At 58.9% G+C, this 18,017-nt stretch carries 18 protein-coding genes; 2 read left to right on the top strand and 16 right to left on the bottom strand.

Annotation, left to right across the window (positions count from 1 at the left end; all coding sequences use genetic code 11):
• The 9 genes from SOX55_RS09825 to SOX55_RS09785 all read right to left on the bottom strand — a co-directional run.
• The coding region (locus SOX55_RS09825; RefSeq protein WP_325287273.1) for a glycoside hydrolase family 3 protein at nucleotides 1-789 on the bottom strand (789 nt) is incomplete at its 3' end.
• Nucleotides 790-968: 179 nt separating this feature from the next.
• The gene (yajC, locus tag SOX55_RS09820) at nucleotides 969-1,355 is read right to left on the bottom strand and encodes a preprotein translocase subunit YajC (protein WP_325287272.1); all 387 of its coding nucleotides are present in this window, start codon (nucleotides 1,353-1,355) and stop codon (nucleotides 969-971) included.
• A 69-nt stretch (nucleotides 1,356-1,424) separates the two neighbouring features.
• A complete protein-coding gene (gene tgt / locus SOX55_RS09815) occupies nucleotides 1,425-2,555 on the bottom strand; it encodes a tRNA guanosine(34) transglycosylase Tgt (RefSeq protein ID WP_325287271.1) in 1,131 nt (376 codons plus the stop codon).
• Nucleotides 2,543-3,664 carry a GNAT family N-acetyltransferase gene (locus tag SOX55_RS09810; protein ID WP_325287270.1) on the bottom strand — a complete coding sequence of 374 codons (1,122 nt, stop codon included), beginning with the start codon at nucleotides 3,662-3,664 and terminating at the stop codon, nucleotides 2,543-2,545. The genes tgt and SOX55_RS09810 overlap by 13 nt, the downstream gene beginning before the upstream one ends.
• A gap of 168 nt (nucleotides 3,665-3,832) precedes the next feature.
• Entirely contained in the window at nucleotides 3,833-4,129 is a 297-nt protein-coding gene (locus tag SOX55_RS09805; protein WP_325287269.1) for a DUF2442 domain-containing protein, read from the bottom strand.
• 12 nt (nucleotides 4,130-4,141) lie between these two features.
• Nucleotides 4,142-4,408: a DUF4160 domain-containing protein gene (locus SOX55_RS09800; RefSeq protein WP_325287268.1), complete on the bottom strand. Its 267-nt coding sequence runs from the start codon at nucleotides 4,406-4,408 to the stop codon at nucleotides 4,142-4,144.
• Nucleotides 4,409-4,563: 155 nt separating this feature from the next.
• Nucleotides 4,564-5,616 carry a tRNA preQ1(34) S-adenosylmethionine ribosyltransferase-isomerase QueA gene (gene queA, locus SOX55_RS09795; RefSeq protein ID WP_325287267.1) on the bottom strand — a complete coding sequence of 351 codons (1,053 nt, stop codon included), beginning with the start codon at nucleotides 5,614-5,616 and terminating at the stop codon, nucleotides 4,564-4,566.
• Complete coding sequence (locus tag SOX55_RS09790; protein ID WP_325287266.1) at nucleotides 5,582-6,289, bottom strand: hypothetical protein; 708 nt, start codon at nucleotides 6,287-6,289, stop codon at nucleotides 5,582-5,584. The genes queA and SOX55_RS09790 overlap by 35 nt, the downstream gene beginning before the upstream one ends.
• Before the next feature lie 34 nt (nucleotides 6,290-6,323).
• Complete coding sequence (locus SOX55_RS09785; RefSeq protein ID WP_325287265.1) at nucleotides 6,324-7,916, bottom strand: NAD(P)H-dependent oxidoreductase; 1,593 nt, start codon at nucleotides 7,914-7,916, stop codon at nucleotides 6,324-6,326.
• Between the two features lie 105 nt (nucleotides 7,917-8,021).
• On the opposite strand from SOX55_RS09785, the gene dapA reads away from it, so the two are divergent.
• Both dapA and SOX55_RS09775 read left to right on the top strand, forming a co-directional pair.
• Entirely contained in the window at nucleotides 8,022-8,897 is an 876-nt protein-coding gene (gene dapA, locus SOX55_RS09780; protein WP_325287264.1) for a 4-hydroxy-tetrahydrodipicolinate synthase, read from the top strand.
• A gap of 45 nt (nucleotides 8,898-8,942) precedes the next feature.
• A complete protein-coding gene (locus SOX55_RS09775; protein WP_325287263.1) occupies nucleotides 8,943-10,187 on the top strand; it encodes a Gfo/Idh/MocA family protein in 1,245 nt (414 codons plus the stop codon).
• 30 nt (nucleotides 10,188-10,217) lie between these two features.
• Here the strand turns inward: SOX55_RS09775 and SOX55_RS09770 are convergent, their stop codons facing one another.
• The 7 genes from SOX55_RS09770 to dxs all read right to left on the bottom strand — a co-directional run bounded on the left by SOX55_RS09770 (nucleotide 10,218) and on the right by dxs (nucleotide 18,000).
• Nucleotides 10,218-10,673, bottom strand: a complete 456-nt coding sequence (locus tag SOX55_RS09770) for a GNAT family N-acetyltransferase (RefSeq protein ID WP_325287262.1) — start codon at nucleotides 10,671-10,673, stop codon at nucleotides 10,218-10,220.
• A complete protein-coding gene (tyrS, locus tag SOX55_RS09765; protein WP_325287261.1) occupies nucleotides 10,673-11,893 on the bottom strand; it encodes a tyrosine--tRNA ligase in 1,221 nt (406 codons plus the stop codon). The genes SOX55_RS09770 and tyrS overlap by 1 nt, the downstream gene beginning before the upstream one ends.
• Before the next feature lie 409 nt (nucleotides 11,894-12,302).
• Nucleotides 12,303-13,988, bottom strand: a complete 1,686-nt coding sequence (gene recN, locus SOX55_RS09760; RefSeq protein WP_325287260.1) for a DNA repair protein RecN — start codon at nucleotides 13,986-13,988, stop codon at nucleotides 12,303-12,305.
• Between the two features lie 26 nt (nucleotides 13,989-14,014).
• Nucleotides 14,015-14,464, bottom strand: coding sequence for an arginine repressor (locus SOX55_RS09755; protein WP_325287259.1), 450 nt, complete (start codon nucleotides 14,462-14,464; stop codon nucleotides 14,015-14,017).
• Entirely contained in the window at nucleotides 14,454-15,332 is an 879-nt protein-coding gene (locus tag SOX55_RS09750; protein ID WP_325287258.1) for an NAD(+)/NADH kinase, read from the bottom strand. The genes SOX55_RS09755 and SOX55_RS09750 overlap by 11 nt, the downstream gene beginning before the upstream one ends.
• Entirely contained in the window at nucleotides 15,329-16,150 is an 822-nt protein-coding gene (locus SOX55_RS09745; protein ID WP_325287257.1) for a TlyA family RNA methyltransferase, read from the bottom strand. Before SOX55_RS09745 ends, SOX55_RS09750 begins: the two co-directional genes overlap by 4 nt.
• On the bottom strand, nucleotides 16,147-18,000 hold the full coding sequence (dxs, locus tag SOX55_RS09740) for a 1-deoxy-D-xylulose-5-phosphate synthase (protein ID WP_325287256.1): 1,854 nt from the start codon (nucleotides 17,998-18,000) through the stop codon (nucleotides 16,147-16,149). The genes SOX55_RS09745 and dxs overlap by 4 nt, the downstream gene beginning before the upstream one ends.
• Nucleotides 18,001-18,017 lie beyond the last annotated feature (17 nt).

Genomic DNA, 18,017 nt, shown 5'->3' with positions numbered 1-18,017 from the left:
GCTATACTCATCGGAGAAAGGCAGGTCGCTGTAGTGCCTGGCCCAGGTGTCCGAAAGCTTGCCGGAGGGAGACACCGCGCCGCTGACCACGTCGGCAAAGGCATGGCCGCCCTCCGTGCCGAGCTGGCACAGATACAAAATGGCGTTGATCCCCGGGATCTCCTGGACGAAGGACATATCCATGGCGGAGCCGCAGTTGATGACCAGCAGGAAATGGTCATAGTATTCGGCGCAAAGGCGGATGGACTCCGCTTCCTCGTCCGTCAGGAACAGATCCCCTTTCTCCGCTTTCCGGTCGCCGCCTTCGCCCGCCTGACGGCTCAGGACGAAGATACAGCTGTCAGTCCCGCTGGCTTCCAGCTCTTCCCGGGTCATAACACGGCCTCCGGGGGCGCGGAAATTATCAAACAGCATGTCCATAATGGCATTGGGCTTGAGAAGATTGATCCGCTTCCGCTTCGCCTCTTTATAGGCGTTTTCCGCTTCGGTATAGGCCTTCTCGAAGTCCGCGATCCAGCCCCGGGTGGTGATCTCAAAGCCCCGGTCCTCCAGCCCCTCCAGGATCGTGACGGAATGGCGCTCGTTGACCTCGCCGGAGCCGGTGCCTCCCTTGATGGTCATGGACGCACCGGGACCGTACAGCGCTACCTTTTTGGTTTGAAAGGGCAGCGTACCGTCATTTTTCAGAAGCACCATGGCCTCGCAGGCAGCCTCATAGGCAACTGCCAGATTCTCCTTCTCCCGCTGGGTGACCTCACCGGAGTAGCTGGCTTTGGTTAACAGTTTCATTGGAACATCTCCTCCATTGGACTTTCTTCTCATCTTATTATACCGTAAACTGCATAATTTGGCTATCTGCCATTTTCCCCAAATTTCCCCTTGTCCTTTTTACACCGGATCCATTTTCTCCATTCCGAAACAAAAAACAGGCTCCGGGATCATCCGAAGCCTGTTTTTTGGAAAGAATCTCAGTCTTTGTTGGCCTTCTCCGCCTTCTTGGCAGCCTTGGCCTTTGCCTTGGCCTCCTGGGCCTTCTTGGCTTCCGCCTTGGCGTTCTCGGAAGCGGTTTCATTGGAGGAAATGGCCCACTTCTCCAGTTCCAGGCGAACCTGATCTGCGCTGGTCTCGATGACGATCCGGTTCTCCTTCACGTCCACAACAACACCAACGATACCGCCGATGGTGACGATCTTGTCGCCCTTTTTCACGGCGCCGCGCATCTGCTCGGCTTCTTTCTTCCGCTTGTTCTCGGGACGGATGAGCATGAAGTAGAAGATGGCGATCATCAGCACCATCATAATAACAGTGCTGCCCAGGCCGCCTGCCGCGCTGGTAGAGGTCAGAAAATTCAGCATAGGGAAAACTCCTTCGTGTAAAATATCTTAATTATTATACCATTGATTGCTCAAAATGCAAGAGGTAAGTTACAGTCTTTCTGCCAATTTTGACGAATATTCCCGGCGAAAATCCGAGAAGCGGCCTTCATCCAGAGCGTTCCGGATTTTTTCCATAAGCTTATTGTAAAAATACAGATTGTGCATGACACACAGCCGCATGGCCAGCATCTCCTCCGCCACAAACAGGTGCCGGATATAGGCCCGGGAATACCGGCGGCAGACAGGGCAGTCGCACTTGGGATCGATGGGACTTTCATCCAGCTGGTATTTTGCGTTCTTCAGATTGATGGTCCCGTCCCAGGTAAAGAGTCTGGCGTGCCGGGCGTTCCGGGCGGGCATAACGCAGTCGAAAAAGTCCACGCCTCTGGCCACCGCTTCGATGATGTTGGTGGGAGTCCCCACGCCCATGAGGTAACGGGTTTTGTCCGCGGGCATATAGGGCTCCACCGCCTCGATGATGTCATACATTTCCTGGGCGGTCTCCCCTACCGCCAAACCTCCGATGGCATAGCCGGGAAGATCCAGATCCGCGATCCGCTTCATATGGTCAACACGGATGTCGGGATAGGTTCCGCCCTGGTTGATGCCCCAGAGCATCTGCTCCCGGTTCACCGTGTCCGGAAGAGCATTCAGCCGGGCATTCTCCGCCTTGCAGCGCTGAAGCCACCGGTAGGTCCTGTCCACACTCTTCTGAACATACTCCCGGGGGGACGGATTCTCAATGCACTCGTCAAAGGCCATGCAGATATCGCTGCCCAGATTGGACTGGATCTGCATACTCTCCTCCGGCCCCATGAAAATCTTATGACCGTCGATGTGGGAGGCAAAGTAAACGCCCTCCTCCTTGATCTTGCGCAGGGAGGCCAGGGAAAACACCTGGAAGCCGCCGGAATCTGTCAGGATAGGGCCGTCCCAGGTCATGAATTTGTGCAGTCCCCCCAGCTGGCGCACCACCTTGTCCGTGGGGCGCAGATGCAGATGGTAGGTATTGGACAGCTCCACCTGACAGCCGATATCCTTCAGATCCTTGGCACTGAGGGCTCCTTTGATGGCCCCCTGGGTGCCCACATTCATAAATACCGGAGTCTGGACCGTACCGTGGGCGCAGGTAAATTCTCCCCGCCGGGCCTTGCCCTCGGTTTTTTTCAGTTCGAACATGGCTGCTTCTCCTTATCAATAATATAGGAACGGATCTGCTCCTTCACGCCGGTGGGCAGAGTATGCTCCGCCTCGAACAGGAAGTGAAAGCCGCATTTTTCGATGACCCGGGAAGACCGGCCGTTGCGCAGGAAATGACCGCAGGTCACAAAGTCATAGGAAAGGGTGTCCAGGCAATAGGCGGTGACAGCCCTCAGAGCCTCCGGCATCAGCCCCCGACCCCAGTAGTCCTTGTTCAAATCAAAGCCGAATTCCCGGCCCCGGAGTCTGCGGTCCAGAGGATATTCCTCCCAGGGCCTGCCCTGTACGGAAAAGGTGCCAACCATTTTTCCGTTTTCCTTCAGCACCAGCGCCAGGGTCTCCCTGTCCTGAATATGGCGCTCCAGGAACTTCCGGGTATCCTCCAGGGTTTCCGAGCAGCTCCAGCCGTTCATGTCCGCGATCTCAGGCACGGATACGATCTCATGGAGATCCTGCAAGTCCCTTTCCTGAATGGGCCGCAGCAGCAGCCGGTCAGTCTCCAGATGAACGGCATTGGCGTCAAAGGGAGCCGTCATTTTCTGGGGGTTATAGAGAATATACAGCTTTGTGGGTTCCTTGGTCCCGAACCGCGTCTCGTGGATCATATCCCCGGCGAATACAAAGCCGCACTTCTCAATCACCCGGCGGGACTGGCTGTTGCTGATAAAATGCCCGCAGGTCAGATAGTCAAATTTCAATTCCCGGAAGCAGTAATCAATGACCGCTTTCACAGCTTCCGGCATCAGCCCCCGGCCCCAGTAATCCTTGCTGAGTACATAGCCGATCTCCCGGCCCTGCATCAGCTCCGGGATCTCCAGGCTTCCGTCTCTTGTTTCCAAGCCGAGGGAGCCGATAACCTTGCCGTTTTCCTTCAATTCCAGGGCAAAGGTCTTCTTTTCCCGTATAAAAAGGTCCAAAATCATTCTGGATTTTTCCATGGAGGCATGGGGCAGCCAGCCCGCCATCTGGCCGACGCCGTCCACCCTGGCATATTCATAAAAATCCTCCAGATCCCCGTCCCGCCAGGCCCGCAGAATCAGGCGGTCGGTTTCGATCCGGATGTTGGTCACATCAACAGGCGCGTTCATACAGTCTCCTCACAAAATACACATTGCGTCCACGATTTGTACGGGTTATAGGATATTCAAAGAATTTACCATATTATACAGTCTGTACAGCCTATTTTCAAGAAGCTGCACAGCAAAAAGCGGAGCTTCGCTCCGCTTTGCGGGTCATTCTGCATTTTATCGAATATTTCAGGCAATCCATGATTCGTATTCGATGGAATTTTCATATAGATATGCAGGCGCAATATCTATATCACCATCCATCCAAACTGCAACGCCATAGTCGATATAGACTCCTCTGAACACCGCATCGTCTTTCAGTGGTGCAAAGGCAGGTTCATTCAGCATAGGCTTGAAATCGAACACCTTGGCCTCCCCCGTATTAAATCTGATCCAGAGCAGGTAATCGTCCATCGGTCTAATACCGCTTATTTTTATAGCAGGAGTTTTCTCCCCTGCATATGCAATTCCGTCTTTAATGAACATATAAAACCCTCCTTACCGAAGTGGCTCAATCTTACCAAATGGGATGTTTCTTACGGCGTTGTTCCATGCCGCATAAAGCTCATCCTCATGGATTGCTGCCCATGCTTGAACCAGCTTAAACTGTTTCACTGGAAGACTTCCTGCCAGAAGTTCACCGTCAACTCCGACTGATGCTTCGTATTCTGCGAAGTACACATGGAAGTGGGGCTTGTGGTGTTGACCATCATCAGAGTAGATCATCTTGATTACAATATTATAAAATCTGCATAGTTCAGGCATAGTATCACTCCTCTTATTAAACTATACAGCATTTATACCCTAAAGTCAATTTTGTATTCGTATATACTGGCAAATCGGGAAGCCCCAAGGCTCCCCGACTGATGCGTTCCTATCCTCCGGCAGAAAGGTAAAGTCCACATCCAAATGCTCAATCTTTATCCAATGAACATCGCGTCGCCGAAGGAGAAGAAACGATACCGTTCCTTAACGGCTTCCGCGTAGGCGCTGAGGACATGCTCTCTTCCGGCAAAGGCGGACACCAGCATCACCAGGGTGCTTTCCGGCAGGTGGAAGTTGGTGATCAGGCCGTCCATGGCCTTGAAGGTGTAGCCGGGGTAGATAAAGATCTCCGTCCATTTGGACCTGGCTTCAAAGGTGCCGTCGTCGTTGACGAGGGACTCCAGGGTGCGGCAGGAGGTGGTTCCCACACAGATGATCCGGCCTCCCCGGCGCTTCGTTTCGTTGAGCAGCCGGGCGGTTTCGGCGTTCATCATGCACAGCTCCGAGTGCATATGATGGTCCGTGATTTCCTCCGCCTTCACCGGGCGGAAGGTACCAAGGCCCACATGCAGCGTGACAAAGGCCTCGCTGACACCCTTTTCCCGGATCTTTTCCAGCAGCTCCCTGGTAAAATGCAGCCCGGCAGTAGGCGCGGCGGCGGACCCCACCTCCCGGGAATAGACCGTCTGATAACGCTCCTGGTCCTTCAGCTCCGCCTTGATATAGGGCGGCAGCGGCATTTTACCCAGACGCTCCAGCACCTCCAGGAAGATCCCCTCGTAATGGAACTCAACTACCCGGTTGCCGTCCTCCCGGACTTCCCGCACCGTGGCCGTCAACTCCCCATCGCCGAAGATGACCTCATTGCCCGGCTGCATTTTCCGCCCCGGCTTGCACAGGCACTCCCAGCATTTGTTTCCCAGGTCCCGCAGCAGCAGCACCTCCACCGCGCCGCCGGTGGGCCGGTGGCCCAGCAGCCGGGCAGGCAGCACCCGGGAATCGTTCATCACCAGGCAGTCTCCGGGGTTCAGATAGTCGATGATATCGTAAAAATGCTTATGGGTGATTTCTCCGGTTTCCCGGTCCAGAACCATCAGCCGGGAGGTATCCCGCTTTTCCAGCGGGGTCTGGGCGATCAGTTCTTCCGGCAGATCGTACCAGAAGTCCTTTGTTTTATAAGCGCATTTCGTTTCCTTGATTTCGTTCAACGTTTTCTTTCTCCTTTTCAGCAGGATTTGGCAGCTTCCGGAGCCCTTTCGCCCCACGGCCGAGGTACATCAGCCTGGTAATACTGACAACAATGCTTCCGACAGATGCGATGAGGCCAACCAGGAGACCAAGGACGGCATTCACCCGGCAAATCACAATGCATCCTTCCATGCCGGCATACATCCCCACACACCAGGGCCAGAGTTTCTTCCACTTTTCCGCAAGGATCCGGTCAGCCTCCCGCAAGACTTCCCCATGGGCATGAAATTCACAATACATCCCCATCAGCGCAGACACACATGCCGCAGAAGCAATTCCAAAGGTCCATATAAATGTATCTGAGGATACAGGAAAGGAAGCTGCCAATCCGTTTCCCGCTGCAAAGATCACCATACAGATTCCCGCCCTGCGGTACCGGATATCTGCAGCCTTTAATTGCATCAGGATCAAGCCATACACCATAGCGCAGACCGCGCCGGTAAGCAGGGCCAGCCTGTACAAAACGGGGATAAGCACAAGGAAAAATAACACATCCGCAATGGTCGTAATGGTCATGGGGACTTTCACCCAAAACAGGAGCCGAAACCCCTTTTCAAGCAACGGCCCTGCGTCATGGCAGCTTTCCCCCTCCCGGCCGCCGTGCTTTCTGCCGTTTTTTTCGGAATTCGTCACGAAAAGACCTCCTCCCCGTCTTCCCACAGCCCGGTCATGAGCCCCTGGCGATTTTCGCCGGATACCATTTCTGGAACCAGGCGGTAAAGAGGCCCATGAGGGCAGGCAGCACGGAATTGATGGCCCCAACCCAGGCGCCAACCGCCGTGCCCATAATAAAATAGGTCCAAATGGGGGTCAGAAGATATAGAACGCCCCAGCAAAGGGTAAGGATCCGGTTGGTTTTCATAAACAGAGGATTTTCCAGAGCTTCCTCACCGTTGTAATCATTCATAGAATAATGCGCTGTCAGGGGGATTTTCAGGAAGCAGGAGACTGTCCACATGATCCCAAAGCTCAGATAGGACACCGGAACAACGATTCTCCCCCCGCATCCCAGCAGCAGCGCCAGAGCGCAGGCAGTGACCAGCAAGCCGGACAGCAGATCGTAGACCGTTTTCCGGCAGCGGTAAAACACCAGCGGCACCCCGGCGCAGACGGCAATGCTGATGACCGCTCCATAAAAGCCGTTTATGGCTGCCGCCACCCAGAACACGATCCAGGGAAGCAGCAGAAGATTCATGTTGGTGGATGTTTCCCCGGAGCTTCCGGAGACTTTGGTCTTTTCCTTCGGCCCGCCGAAATAATCGTCCCAGTTGAGCATCAGATCAAAATCGCCCTTGACCCGGTATTTCCCCTGCATCAGGGCGTCCTGACCGCTGATTTCGCCGGAGGCAATGGCTTTCCAGACGGAGAAAGGCGTTTCAATACATGTGGTGAAGGTCCGCAAGTCCTGATCCAGGACCTCACTTCCCTGCCGGGTCAGAAGGATCTGATACCGCTTGTCCGCATCCGTATAGTACATTTCCAGCACAATGTCTTTTCCCGGATAGGTGGCGGGGTCATACAGCGCCGCCATCTGTCTGGTGAAGACAAGGGTCTCGTCGGCTGCCTCTCCCGTGGGAGCAATGCCCCAGCTGGCATCCGCCCAGGCCTCATACACCTGCCTGGGAAACAGGTCCTCCTCCAGCTTCCGGCGGGTTTGGGCAGAGATTCCGCCGCAGGCAAATTCACGCCCCGCCTGCTTCACAGCGGACAGATACGCCTCTGTACGTGCCTTAACCTCCGGAACGCGGAACAGCTCCCCCTGGCCGCAGAAGATCGGAGTATAATTTTCCCTTCCGCAGATATGATCAAAAATCGCCGTGACTCCGTCGTAATTGCCCCTGGCAGTATAGAATCCGCAGGTGGAGATCACCACATGACGCTTGCCGCCGAGGTCAAACCGGCTGGGATGACCGCCGGAAGCGGCGCCGGAATCCATAAAGGGCAGCGACATGGGAAGCTGACGGTCGATCAGGTTTTTCAGGCCCCCGGGGATGCTGAAATAGTACAGCGGGAAGCTCCAGATGATCACATCCGCCCAGAGGATATTCCCGATCACCGATGTCATGTCATCGCGTATACAGCACATGCCCGGCGTTTTGTTCCAGCAGGAAAAACAGCCCAGACAGGGGCTGATCTCCATCCGGCTTACCGCGCATTCACGGACCTGCTCCGCCTCCAGACCTTCCAGAAAGGCGGTGGTCAGGCGGTAGCTGTTGCTTCTGCCGCCTTTGGGGCTGCCATTGATCACAAATACCTTCATCGGCGGACACCTCCCCATTTTTTGTCCATTATAGCCCAATTCCGGTTTTTTTGCAACAGACAAAATAGCCTCCCGCGGCATAGACTGGCATGGAGGTATCAGCTTATGAAAAATCCTTTATTCACCGGAGCCTGTACGGCTCTCGTCACGCCGTTTCTCAACGGCAAGGTCAATTATCCCATGCTGGAGCAGCTTCTGAAGCGGCAGATGGAGGCTGGGATCCGGGCAGTGGTGATCTGCGGCACCACCGGAGAATCCCCCACCCTCTCGGACAGCGAAAAGCTGGAAATGTTCCGCCGGGCAAAGCAGTATGTTTCCGAAGACTGCCTGATCATCGCCGGGACGGGATCCAACTGCACGGAACATGCCGTAGCCCTGAGCAAGGCCGCGGAAACCGTGGGCGCGGACGCGCTGCTGGTCGTCAGCCCTTACTACAACAAAGCCACCGGTGAAGGCCTTCTGGCCCACTACAGCGCCATCGCGGGAGCGGTACATATCCCCGTGATCGCCTATAACGTGCCCTCCCGCACCGGCGTGGATATTCCGGTGGAGGTCTGCCGGTGTCTTGCCATGATCCCCAACATGGCAGGAATCAAGGAGGCCTCCACGGATGTCCGGAAGGTCACAAAAATCCGGGCGGAATGTCCCCGGGATTTTGCCGTATGGAGTGGAAACGACGATCTTGCGGCGGCAGTGATCGCTCTGGGCGGTCAGGGAGTCATTTCCGTACTTTCCAACGTGGCCCCTGTGGAGACCCAGGCTCTGGCCCAGGCGGCGCTGGACGGAGACTTCGACACCGCCGCCGACCTGCAGACCCGGCTGCTCCCTCTCATCGAGGCGCTGTTCAGCGAGGTCAATCCCATCCCTGTCAAGGCGGCCATGAAGCTCATCGGCTATGACTGCGGCGACTGCCGCCTGCCCCTGACCCCCATGTCCCGGGAAAACTGCGAAAAGCTCAAGAAGCTGTTGTCCGCCGGATAAATCTGTGCTATACTGAAAGGAACAGAAATAGAGGAGGAAGTACCAATGAAATTCGTTCTCACCGGCGCCGGCTCCCGGGGAATGACCTACGCTCTGTGGGCAAAACAGCACGGCATGGAAATTGCCGCCATCGCGGAGAAGCGGCCTGACCGGCTGAACAGCGCGGGGGACCGGCTGGGAGTACCGGAAGCAATGCGGTTTTCGGACGCCGCGCCTCTGTTCGCCCAGGGAAAGATCGCCGATGCCGCCATCATCGCCACTATGGATCGGGATCACTACGGCCATGTGATGCAGGCCCTGGACTGCGGCTACGACATTCTCCTGGAAAAGCCCATCTCCCCTGTCCCCCGGGAGTGCATCGCCATTGAGGAAAAAGCCAACGCCCTGGGCCGGAAGATCACCGTCTGCCATGTGCTGCGGTATACCAACTTCTTCATGCAGATCAAGGAAATTCTGGACTCCGGGGAATTGGGGAAGGTAGTGGCTATCAAGCACTCCGAGAACATCGGTTCTTTCCACATGGCCCACTCCTTTGTCCGGGGCAACTGGCGCAACGACCAGCTGTCCAGCCCCATTATCCTGCAAAAAAGCTGCCACGATCTGGATATCCTGCTGTGGCTCACCGGTGCCCACTGCACCAAGGTATCAGCCTTCGGCTCTCTCTCCTATTTCAGGGAATCCAACGCCCCCGCCGGATCCTCCGACCGGTGCCTCAGCTGCGCCGTGGCGGACAGCTGCCGGTTTGACGCCAGAAAAGCCTACTTACCGGTACTGGGTCAGTGGCCTGCCGATGTCGTCTGCCTGGAGCAGACAGAGGAAGCCCTGATGGAGGCCCTGAAGACCGGTCCCTACGGCCGCTGCGTCTACCGCTGCGACAACAACGTCTGCGACCATATGAGCATCCTGATGGAATTCGACAACGGCGTGACGGCCACCTTCTCTCTCACCGCCCAGACCAGCGCCTGCCACCGGAATATCCATATCATGTGTGAGGACGGTGAGATCCTGGCCGATGACGGAGAACGCCGGATCGTGGTGACTCACCACGTATCCAGCCAGGCCGACACCTTCACGGAGCGGGTCATCAACGTCCGTACCAACGGCAGCGGCCACGTCGGCGGCGACGCCGGGATCATGGAGGATTTTACCGCAGTTCTCTCCGGTGAGAAAGAGTCCCGCAGCTCCATCTCCCGCAGCGTGGAAAGCCACCTCATGGCCTTCGCCATCGAGCAGGCCCGGCTGACGGGAAACGTTGTGGATATGGCTGAGTACAGGAAATCCCTGACATAAAGAAGCGCCGCCCGGATGGGCGGCGTTATTTTATACCTTCCTCTGCATCTCAATGCTGCGGATGGTGAATCCGCAGTTCTGATAGAACGCCACAGCACCGTCATTCTGGGGATAGACCCCCAGCTGCAGATCTGAGCAGCCGAAGGCCTTCGCCAAAGCGTGGACATCCTCCATCATGGCTTTTCCGATGCCATGACCGCGATAGGCTTCCTCCACGCAGATCTCATCCACCAGCAGGACCTTCCGCCGGACCATCCCGGGCCAGTCATAAGAGCGGAGCTTTAACAGGACGTAGCCCACGGTCACGCCGCCAAGCTTGGCAACATAAAGCTGCCGTTCCTTTACGGCCTCCTGAAATCGTTCCTGGGGATACAGCTGCACCACCATTTCGTAGATGTCCGGACGCCAGGAAACGTGCATGGCGTGGACCTGCAATGCCATGGCGTTGACCGCTTCCCGGTCGGACTCCACCGCCAGTTCCAGCATCAGGCCAGCACCGCCTTGTGGAAGACCTTCTTGCCCTTGCGGATCTTCACGCCGTCTTTCAGCACGGCCTCGGTGACGGCATAGGAAGCGGCAGGGACCTTCTCGTCATTGACGAAGACGCCGCCCTGCTCCACCAGACGCCGGGCTTCCTTGTTGGAGGAGGCCAGACCGCAGGCCACCATCAGATTCAGAATGCCGATCTGGCCGTCGGTCAGCTTGTCGGCAGGGATCCGGGTGGTGGGCATGTCCGCGTCACCGCCGCCCACAAACAGGGCCTTGGCGGCAGACTGAGCCTTGGCCGCCTCCTCCTCGCCATGGACCATCTTGGTCAGCTCAAAGGCCAGAATCTCCTTGGCCTCGTTGATCTTGGCGTCCTTCCAGGTATCCATTTCGTTGATCTGTTCCAGAGGCAGGAAGGTCAGCATTCTGACGCACTTCATGACATCGGCGTCATCCACATTGCGCCAGTACTGATAGAACTCGTAGGGAGAAGTCTTGTTGGGATCCAGCCAGACGGCGTTTCCGGCGGTTTTGCCCATTTTGTTGCCCTGGGAATCCGTCAGCAGGGTGATAGTCATACAGTGGGCATCCTTACCCAGCTTCTTGCGGATCAGCTCGGTGCCGCCCAGCATGTTGCTCCACTGGTCGTTGCCGCCGAACTGCATGTTGCAGCCGTAGTGCTGGAACAGGTAGTAGAAGTCGTAGGACTGCATGGGCATGTAGTTGAACTCCAGGAAGCTGAGGCCCTTCTCCATCCGCTGCTTGAAGCACTCCGCCCGCAGCATGTTGTTGACGGAGAAGCAGGCGCCGATGTCCCGGATAAAGTCCACATAGTTCAGGTTCAGCAGCCAGTCGGCGTTGTTGACCATCATGGCCTTGCCCTCGCCGAAGTCGATGAACCGGGACATCTGCTTTTTGAAGCACTCGCAGTTGTGCTCAATGGTCTCCCGGGTCATCATGGAGCGCATGTCCGTGCGGCCGGAGGGGTCGCCGATCATGGCGGTGCCGCCGCCGATGAGGGCGATGGGCCGGTTGCCGGCCATCTGCAGCCGCTTCATCAGGCACAGGGCCATGAAGTGGCCCACGTGCAGGGAGTCGGCAGTGGGGTCGAAGCCGATATAGAACGTGGCCTTGCCGTTGTTCACCAGCTCCCGGATCTCGTTTTCGTCCGTCACCTGAGCGATCAGGCCGCGGGCTACCAGTTCCTCATAAATTTCCATGGTTGATTCTCTCCTCGTTTATAGTATTGCCGAAACAGGCAAAAACAACGCCCCCGTCCCGGCCGGGACAGAGGGCGAAACAATTCGCGGTACCACCTCTGGTTCGCCGTTTCCTCACGAAAACGGCCTCGTGAAGTGCCTGCGGGCACTTCCGCGCGGTAACGGGCGCTCCCGGAGCACGCCTACTGGGCCATGGCCGTTGGGGTGCCGGCTCCGCGGTGTATTCGGCGGGCCGCCCTCTCCCCTTTTCACCGGCCAGGGGCTCTCTTTGCAGGGCCATCTCCGCGTACTTCTCCGCTTCTTCGCTGTACACGGCAAACAGTGTAGCCGATTTTTCCGGCGTTGTCAATGAAAATCGCCGGAAAACGGCAGAACCGGCCCCGAAAGAGGCCGGTTCCGTGAATTTCTGTCAGGAAAGGGACACCCGGTAGGTCTCCGCCGCATCCAGCAGCTCCCCCGCGCTCTCCAGCAGCGCCTCCGTCACCCGGCTGCCGCCGGTGATGCGGGCCAGCTCCGCCTTCCGCTGCTCCCGGTCCATGTTCACCACCCGGGTGTAAGTACGGCCATCCCGCTCTCCCTTGGACACGGAAAAGTGGGTGTCCGCCATGGCCGCCAGCTGCGGCAGATGGGTGACGCACAGCACCTGCTTGCGCCGGGAAACCTGGGCCAGCTTCTCCGCCACCTTCTGGGCCGCCCGCCCGGAGACGCCGGTGTCCACCTCGTCGAACACCAGTGTGCCGATGGACTCCTGCTCCGCCAGCACGTTTTTCAGCGCCAGCATAATGCGGGCCAGCTCGCCGCCGGAGGCAATGCGGGCAATGGGCTTCAGGTCCTCTCCCGCGTTGGCGGACATGAGGAAGCGGATGGCGTCGCAGCCCTCCGGTCCCGGGGCAACGGGAGTAAATTCAATGGAGAAGCGGACCTTGTTCATATCCAGGTCCCGCAGCTCCCGCAGAATCCGCTTTTCCAGCTCCCCGGCCGCCGCCTTCCGGGCCTTTGTCAGCGCCGCGCCGGCGTCCGCCACCTTCTTCCGCGCCGCCGGCAGCTTCTGCTCCAGCCGGGCCAGGGTATCGTCCGCCGTCTCCATGGCGTCCAGCTCCTGCCGGCAGCGGTCCAGGTAGGCCAGCATGTCCTCCACGGTGGCGCCGTACTTCTTTTTCAGGCGGTACAGCAGGTCGCAGCGGCTCTCCACCTCGTCCAGTTCCGCCGGAGAGAAGTCGAATTCCTGCCGCTTGTCCTGCACAATGGCGGCAAGGTCATATACTTCACATCTCGCCTGCTGCAAGCGCTGATAGATTTCCATAATCTCGCCGCTGAGATTCCGAATGCCGTAGAGGGCGTTCTCCGCGTTCTGCAGCACCGCCACGGCGCCGTCCGTCTCGTCACCGCCGCTGAGGCAGTAGTCCGCCCCCTGCAGCGCGGAGAGATACTTTTCGCCGTTGCGGAGCAGCTCTCTGCGCTCCCGCAGCTCCTCCTCTTCCCCGGGCTGCAGCCCCGCCCGTTCCAACTCGCTGATCTGGAATTGCAGGGAATCCATCCGCCGGGCCTTCTCCGCCTCGTCCATCTGCAGGGAGCGGATCTGCTCCTCCAGAGCCCGCAGCACGCCGTACTGCTCCCGGTAGGCCGCAAGCACCGGCTCGGTCCGGCCGAAGCGGTCCAGATACTGGCCGTGCTGCTCCTCATCCAGCAGCTGCTGGCCGTCATGCTGGCCGTGGATATTCAGCAGCTGGCTGCCGATCTCCCGCAGCTGGGCCACGGTAATGGGCCGGCCGTTGGCCCGGCACTGATTTTTTCCGTCCCCCAGCATCTCCCGCTGGAGCAGCAGCACGCCGTCCTCATCCGGGGTGATGCCGCTGCGCTCCAACGCCGGCAGGTCCGCCGGGACCTGGGAAAACTCCGCGCTGACAAAGGCCTTGGACGCACCGGTGCGGATCAGGTCCCGGGATGTCCGGCCGCCCAGCACAGCGCCCATGGCGTCGATGACGATGGACTTGCCGGCGCCGGTTTCGCCGGTGAGGGCGTTGAACCCGGGATGGAAGCGGATGTCCGCCTCCTCGATCACCGCGATATTCTCAATATGCAGCAGTTCCAGCATGAAATCCCCCTCTTTCTAAAGGCGGCTCAGAGCATCTCCCGGATCTCCTGGCAGAAGTCCTTGGCGGAATCCGTGTCCCGCATCACCAGAAACGCGGTATCGTCTCCCGCCAGGGAGCCCACCATGTAGGTGATGCCCATGTCGTCCAGCGCGGCGCAGGCGGCGGAGGCCAGACCCGGCATGGTCTTGACCACCACGATGTTCTGGGCGCTCTCCACGCTGGTGATGCTCTCCCGGAAGATGGTCCGCAGCTTCTCGGCAAAGTTCAGCTTCGTCCGGTTTCCGGACACAGCATATTTATACACGCCGTGGCCCACCGGCTCCTTGATCAGGTGCATCTGCTTGATGTCTCTGGAGATGGTGGCCTGGGTGCTGGTGATGCCGTAGTCCTGCAGGCGGGAAAGCAGCTGCTCCTGTGTCTCGATATTCTCCGCGGAGATGATCTCCAGAATCTTGCTCTGACGGTTATTTTTCATCGTCCCGACCTCCCGACAGCATTTTTTTCGCAAAGATTTCGCAAAAGCTCTTTTCCGAAAGACGGACCAGCCTGGTGGCGTACTTGGACTTCCGCACCATCACCAGATCACCGGGCCGCAGAGCAAAGGCCCGGCTCTCATCCACGCACAGGTAGACCGGCTTGCGGCCGTTGCGCACGCTCTCCACGCTCAGCACATGGTCTGTGGAGAGCACATAGGAGGAAAAGTGCAGGTTGTGAGAGCAGATAGGGCACACCACCATCACCTCCGCCGTGGGCTCCACCACCGGGCCGCCTGCCGACAACGAGTAGGCCGTGGAGCCGGTGGGCGTGGCGATGATCACGCCGTCGCCGGCCACGTCCGCCAGGTGGCGGCCGTCGGAGGAGATGCTCAGGTGGATGACGTGGGAGATGGGGCCCTCCCGGATCACCGCCTCGTTGAGGCCCAGATTCTGATAGACCTGCCGGCCCTCCCGCATGACGGTGACATCCAGCATCATCCGGTTTTCCATCTCGAAATCCCAGTCTTTCAGCTTATAGAGCGCCGGCAGCTCCGAGGCCTCCAGCTCCGCGATGAAGCCCAGGCTGCCCATGTTGATGCCCAGCACCGGCAGCTTGTTCAGCGCCGCCAGCTTGGCCAGATGAAGGATCGTCCCGTCGCCGCCGAAGGTGATCAGCAGATCGCTGGACCGCAGCTCCTGGGTCAGGGGCTTCACATCCATCCCGGCGAACAGCTCCGGCCGCTGGTCCTTGAAGGGAGAGCAGACCACCGTCTCAAAGCCCATCTCCTTCAGGATTTCCATGGCGGCCCGGGTGGAGAGCATTTCCCGATCCCGGCTGGGATTGGGGCAGAGAATGATTTTTTTCACTGTGCCTCCCCTCCATGCTCCTTCAGCGCGGCATGGGATTCCTCCACCAGCGCCTTCAAATCAAAGGTCCGCTCCGGCAGAGCCCCCTTTTCCAGATAGCCCAGATATTCAATGTTCCCCTCCGGTCCGCGGATGGGAGAATACGTGATGTCAAGGACTGTAAAGCCGGAATCCTTTGCATGCACCAGGAAATGCTCCAGCACCTCCAGGTGGACTGCCGGGTCCCGGACCACACCCTTCTTCCCCACCTTTTCCCGTCCGGCCTCGAACTGGGGCTTCACCAGGCAGGCCACATGGCCCGACTGCCGCAGCACGCCCCACACCGCCGGCAGGATCAGCTTCAGGGAGATGAAGCTCACGTCGATGGAGGCGAAATCCAACTCCTCCGGTATCTGCTCGTGGGTCAGGTACCGGGCATTGGTCCGCTCCAGGCACACCACCCGGGGATCGCTCCGCAGCTTCCACGCCAGCTGGCCGTATCCCACATCCACGGCGTAGACCTTTCTGGCGCCGTTTTGCAGCATACAGTCCGTAAAGCCGCCGGTGGAGGCGCCGATATCCCCGCAGACGGTATCCGTCAGGGTGATGGGGAAGGTGGCCATGGCCTTTTCCAGCTTCAGTCCGCCCCGGCTGACATACTGCAGCGTATTACCCCGGATCTCAATCTCCGCGTCATCGGCCACGGAGGTGCCGGGCTTGTCCACACGCTGCCGGTTGACGAACACCAGACCGCTCATGATGGTGGCCTGGGCCTTCTGCCGACTCTCCTGCAATCCGCGCTCCACCAGGAGCACGTCCAGTCTCTTTTTTCCACTCATTTCCCAATCGCCTCCGCGGCGGCCTCTGCGATGCTCCCGGCATCCAGACCGATCATTTTCTGCAGCTGGGCCACCGTTCCTTCCGGCGCATAGGTTTTGCACAGGTTTTTCAGTACCAGCTTGTCCGGGGCCTTGCCCGCCTCCGCCAGAATGGAGGCAACCCGCTGGCCCACGCAGCCGGCGCCGAAGGAGTCCTCCACCGCCAGCAGACACTTCATGTTTCCAAAGAAATCGCCGATCAGCTCCACGTTCAGGGGCGAGATCTGATTCAGCTTCACCACTTCCGCGGCAATCCCCCGCTGCTCCAGCAGCTCCGCCGCCGCCAGCGTCTGTTCAATCAGGGTGCCGTAGGTCAGCAGCGTCACGTCGCCGCCCTCCCGCAGCCGCACCGCCACAGGGCCGGAGGTATCCTCCCGGAAGTTCCCCTCCCCGCCCCGGGGATAGCGCACCGCCGCCGGGCCGTCACACCGGAAGACGGCCTCTTTCAGCATGGACCGCTCCTCGGCGAAGTTGGCGGGACAGTACACCGTAAAGCCCGGGATTTCCGGCAGGAACAACGCGTCAAAGCAGCCGTGGTGGGTCTCGCCGTCGGCGCCCACCAGGCCCGCCCGGTCCACCGCCAGCACCACATGGAGCCGCTGCAGCGATACATCGTGAATCAGCATGTCATAGGCCCGCTGCAAAAACGTGGAATACAGGGCCACCACGGGGATCATCCCCTGGGCCGCCAGTCCCGCCGCCATGGACACCGCGTGTCCCTCGGCGATGGCCACGTCAAAAAACCGCTCCGGGAAGGTGCGGGCAAACTCCGTCAGCCCGGTGCCGTCCTCCATGGCCGCCGTAATGGCGCAGACCCGCTGATCCCGGGCGGCGCACTCCACCAGCGTTTTGCCGAACACGGAGGAAAAGCTCTCCCCGGAGGACTTTTTCGGCAGGCCGGTCTCCACGTCGAAGGGGCCGACGCCGTGGAACTTTCCCGGATTCCTCTCCGCATAAGGATACCCCTTGCCCTTCACTGTCTTCACGTGAACCAGCACCGGGCCATGCAGCTCCCCGGCCCACTCCAGCACCGTGCAAAGGCGCTCCAGATCGTGGCCGTCAATGGGGCCGAGATAGGTGAAGCCCATGTCCTCAAAGAGGCTGCTGGTGGGCAGCAGGGACTTTTTCAGCGCCGTTTTCACCCGGTGGTTGAACCGGTACAGCCATTTCTTCTGAGGATTGGCGCCGAAAATACCCCGGTACCACTTTTTGAAATGGTAGTAGGCCGGCCTGGAGCGAAGACGGGACAGGTGCTCGCTCATGGCGCCCACGTTGGGGTTGATGGACATGCCGTTGTCATTCAGAATGACGATCAGCGGCTCCCCGGACTCTCCGGCGTTGTTCAGGCCTTCATAGGCAAGGCCGCCGGACAGGGCGCCGTCGCCGATGAGGGCCAGCACGTGGTAGTCCTGCTTCTGCAGCGTTCTGGCCCGGGCCATGCCCAGCGCCACCGACACGGAGTTGGAAGCGTGGCCGGCGATGAAGGCGTCATGCACGCTCTCCCGGGGCTTGGGAAAGCCCGACAGGCCGCCGAACTGCCGCAATGTGGAAAACAGCTCCTGCCGGCCCGTCAGCGCCTTGTGCACATAGCACTGGTGGCCCACGTCGAACACCAGCCGGTCCCGGCTGGTGTCAAACACCCGGTGGATGGCCACCGTCAGCTCCACGGCGCCCAGATTGGAGGCCAAATGGCCGCCGGTCCGGGACACATTCTCCACAAGGAAGCTCCGGATCTCCCGGCACAGCTCCGGAAGCTGCGCCTTGGGAAGGGCCCTGACGTCCTCAGGGCTGTGGATTTTCTCTAATATCACGATACCCGCTCCTCTTC

It is taken from the genome of Dysosmobacter sp. (genome assembly GCF_034093755.1).
Classification (GTDB): Bacteria; Bacillota; Clostridia; order Oscillospirales; family Oscillospiraceae; genus Oscillibacter.
The sequence above is the reverse complement of the archived record's forward strand: the minus strand, read 5'-3'. Positions and strand labels throughout refer to the sequence as shown.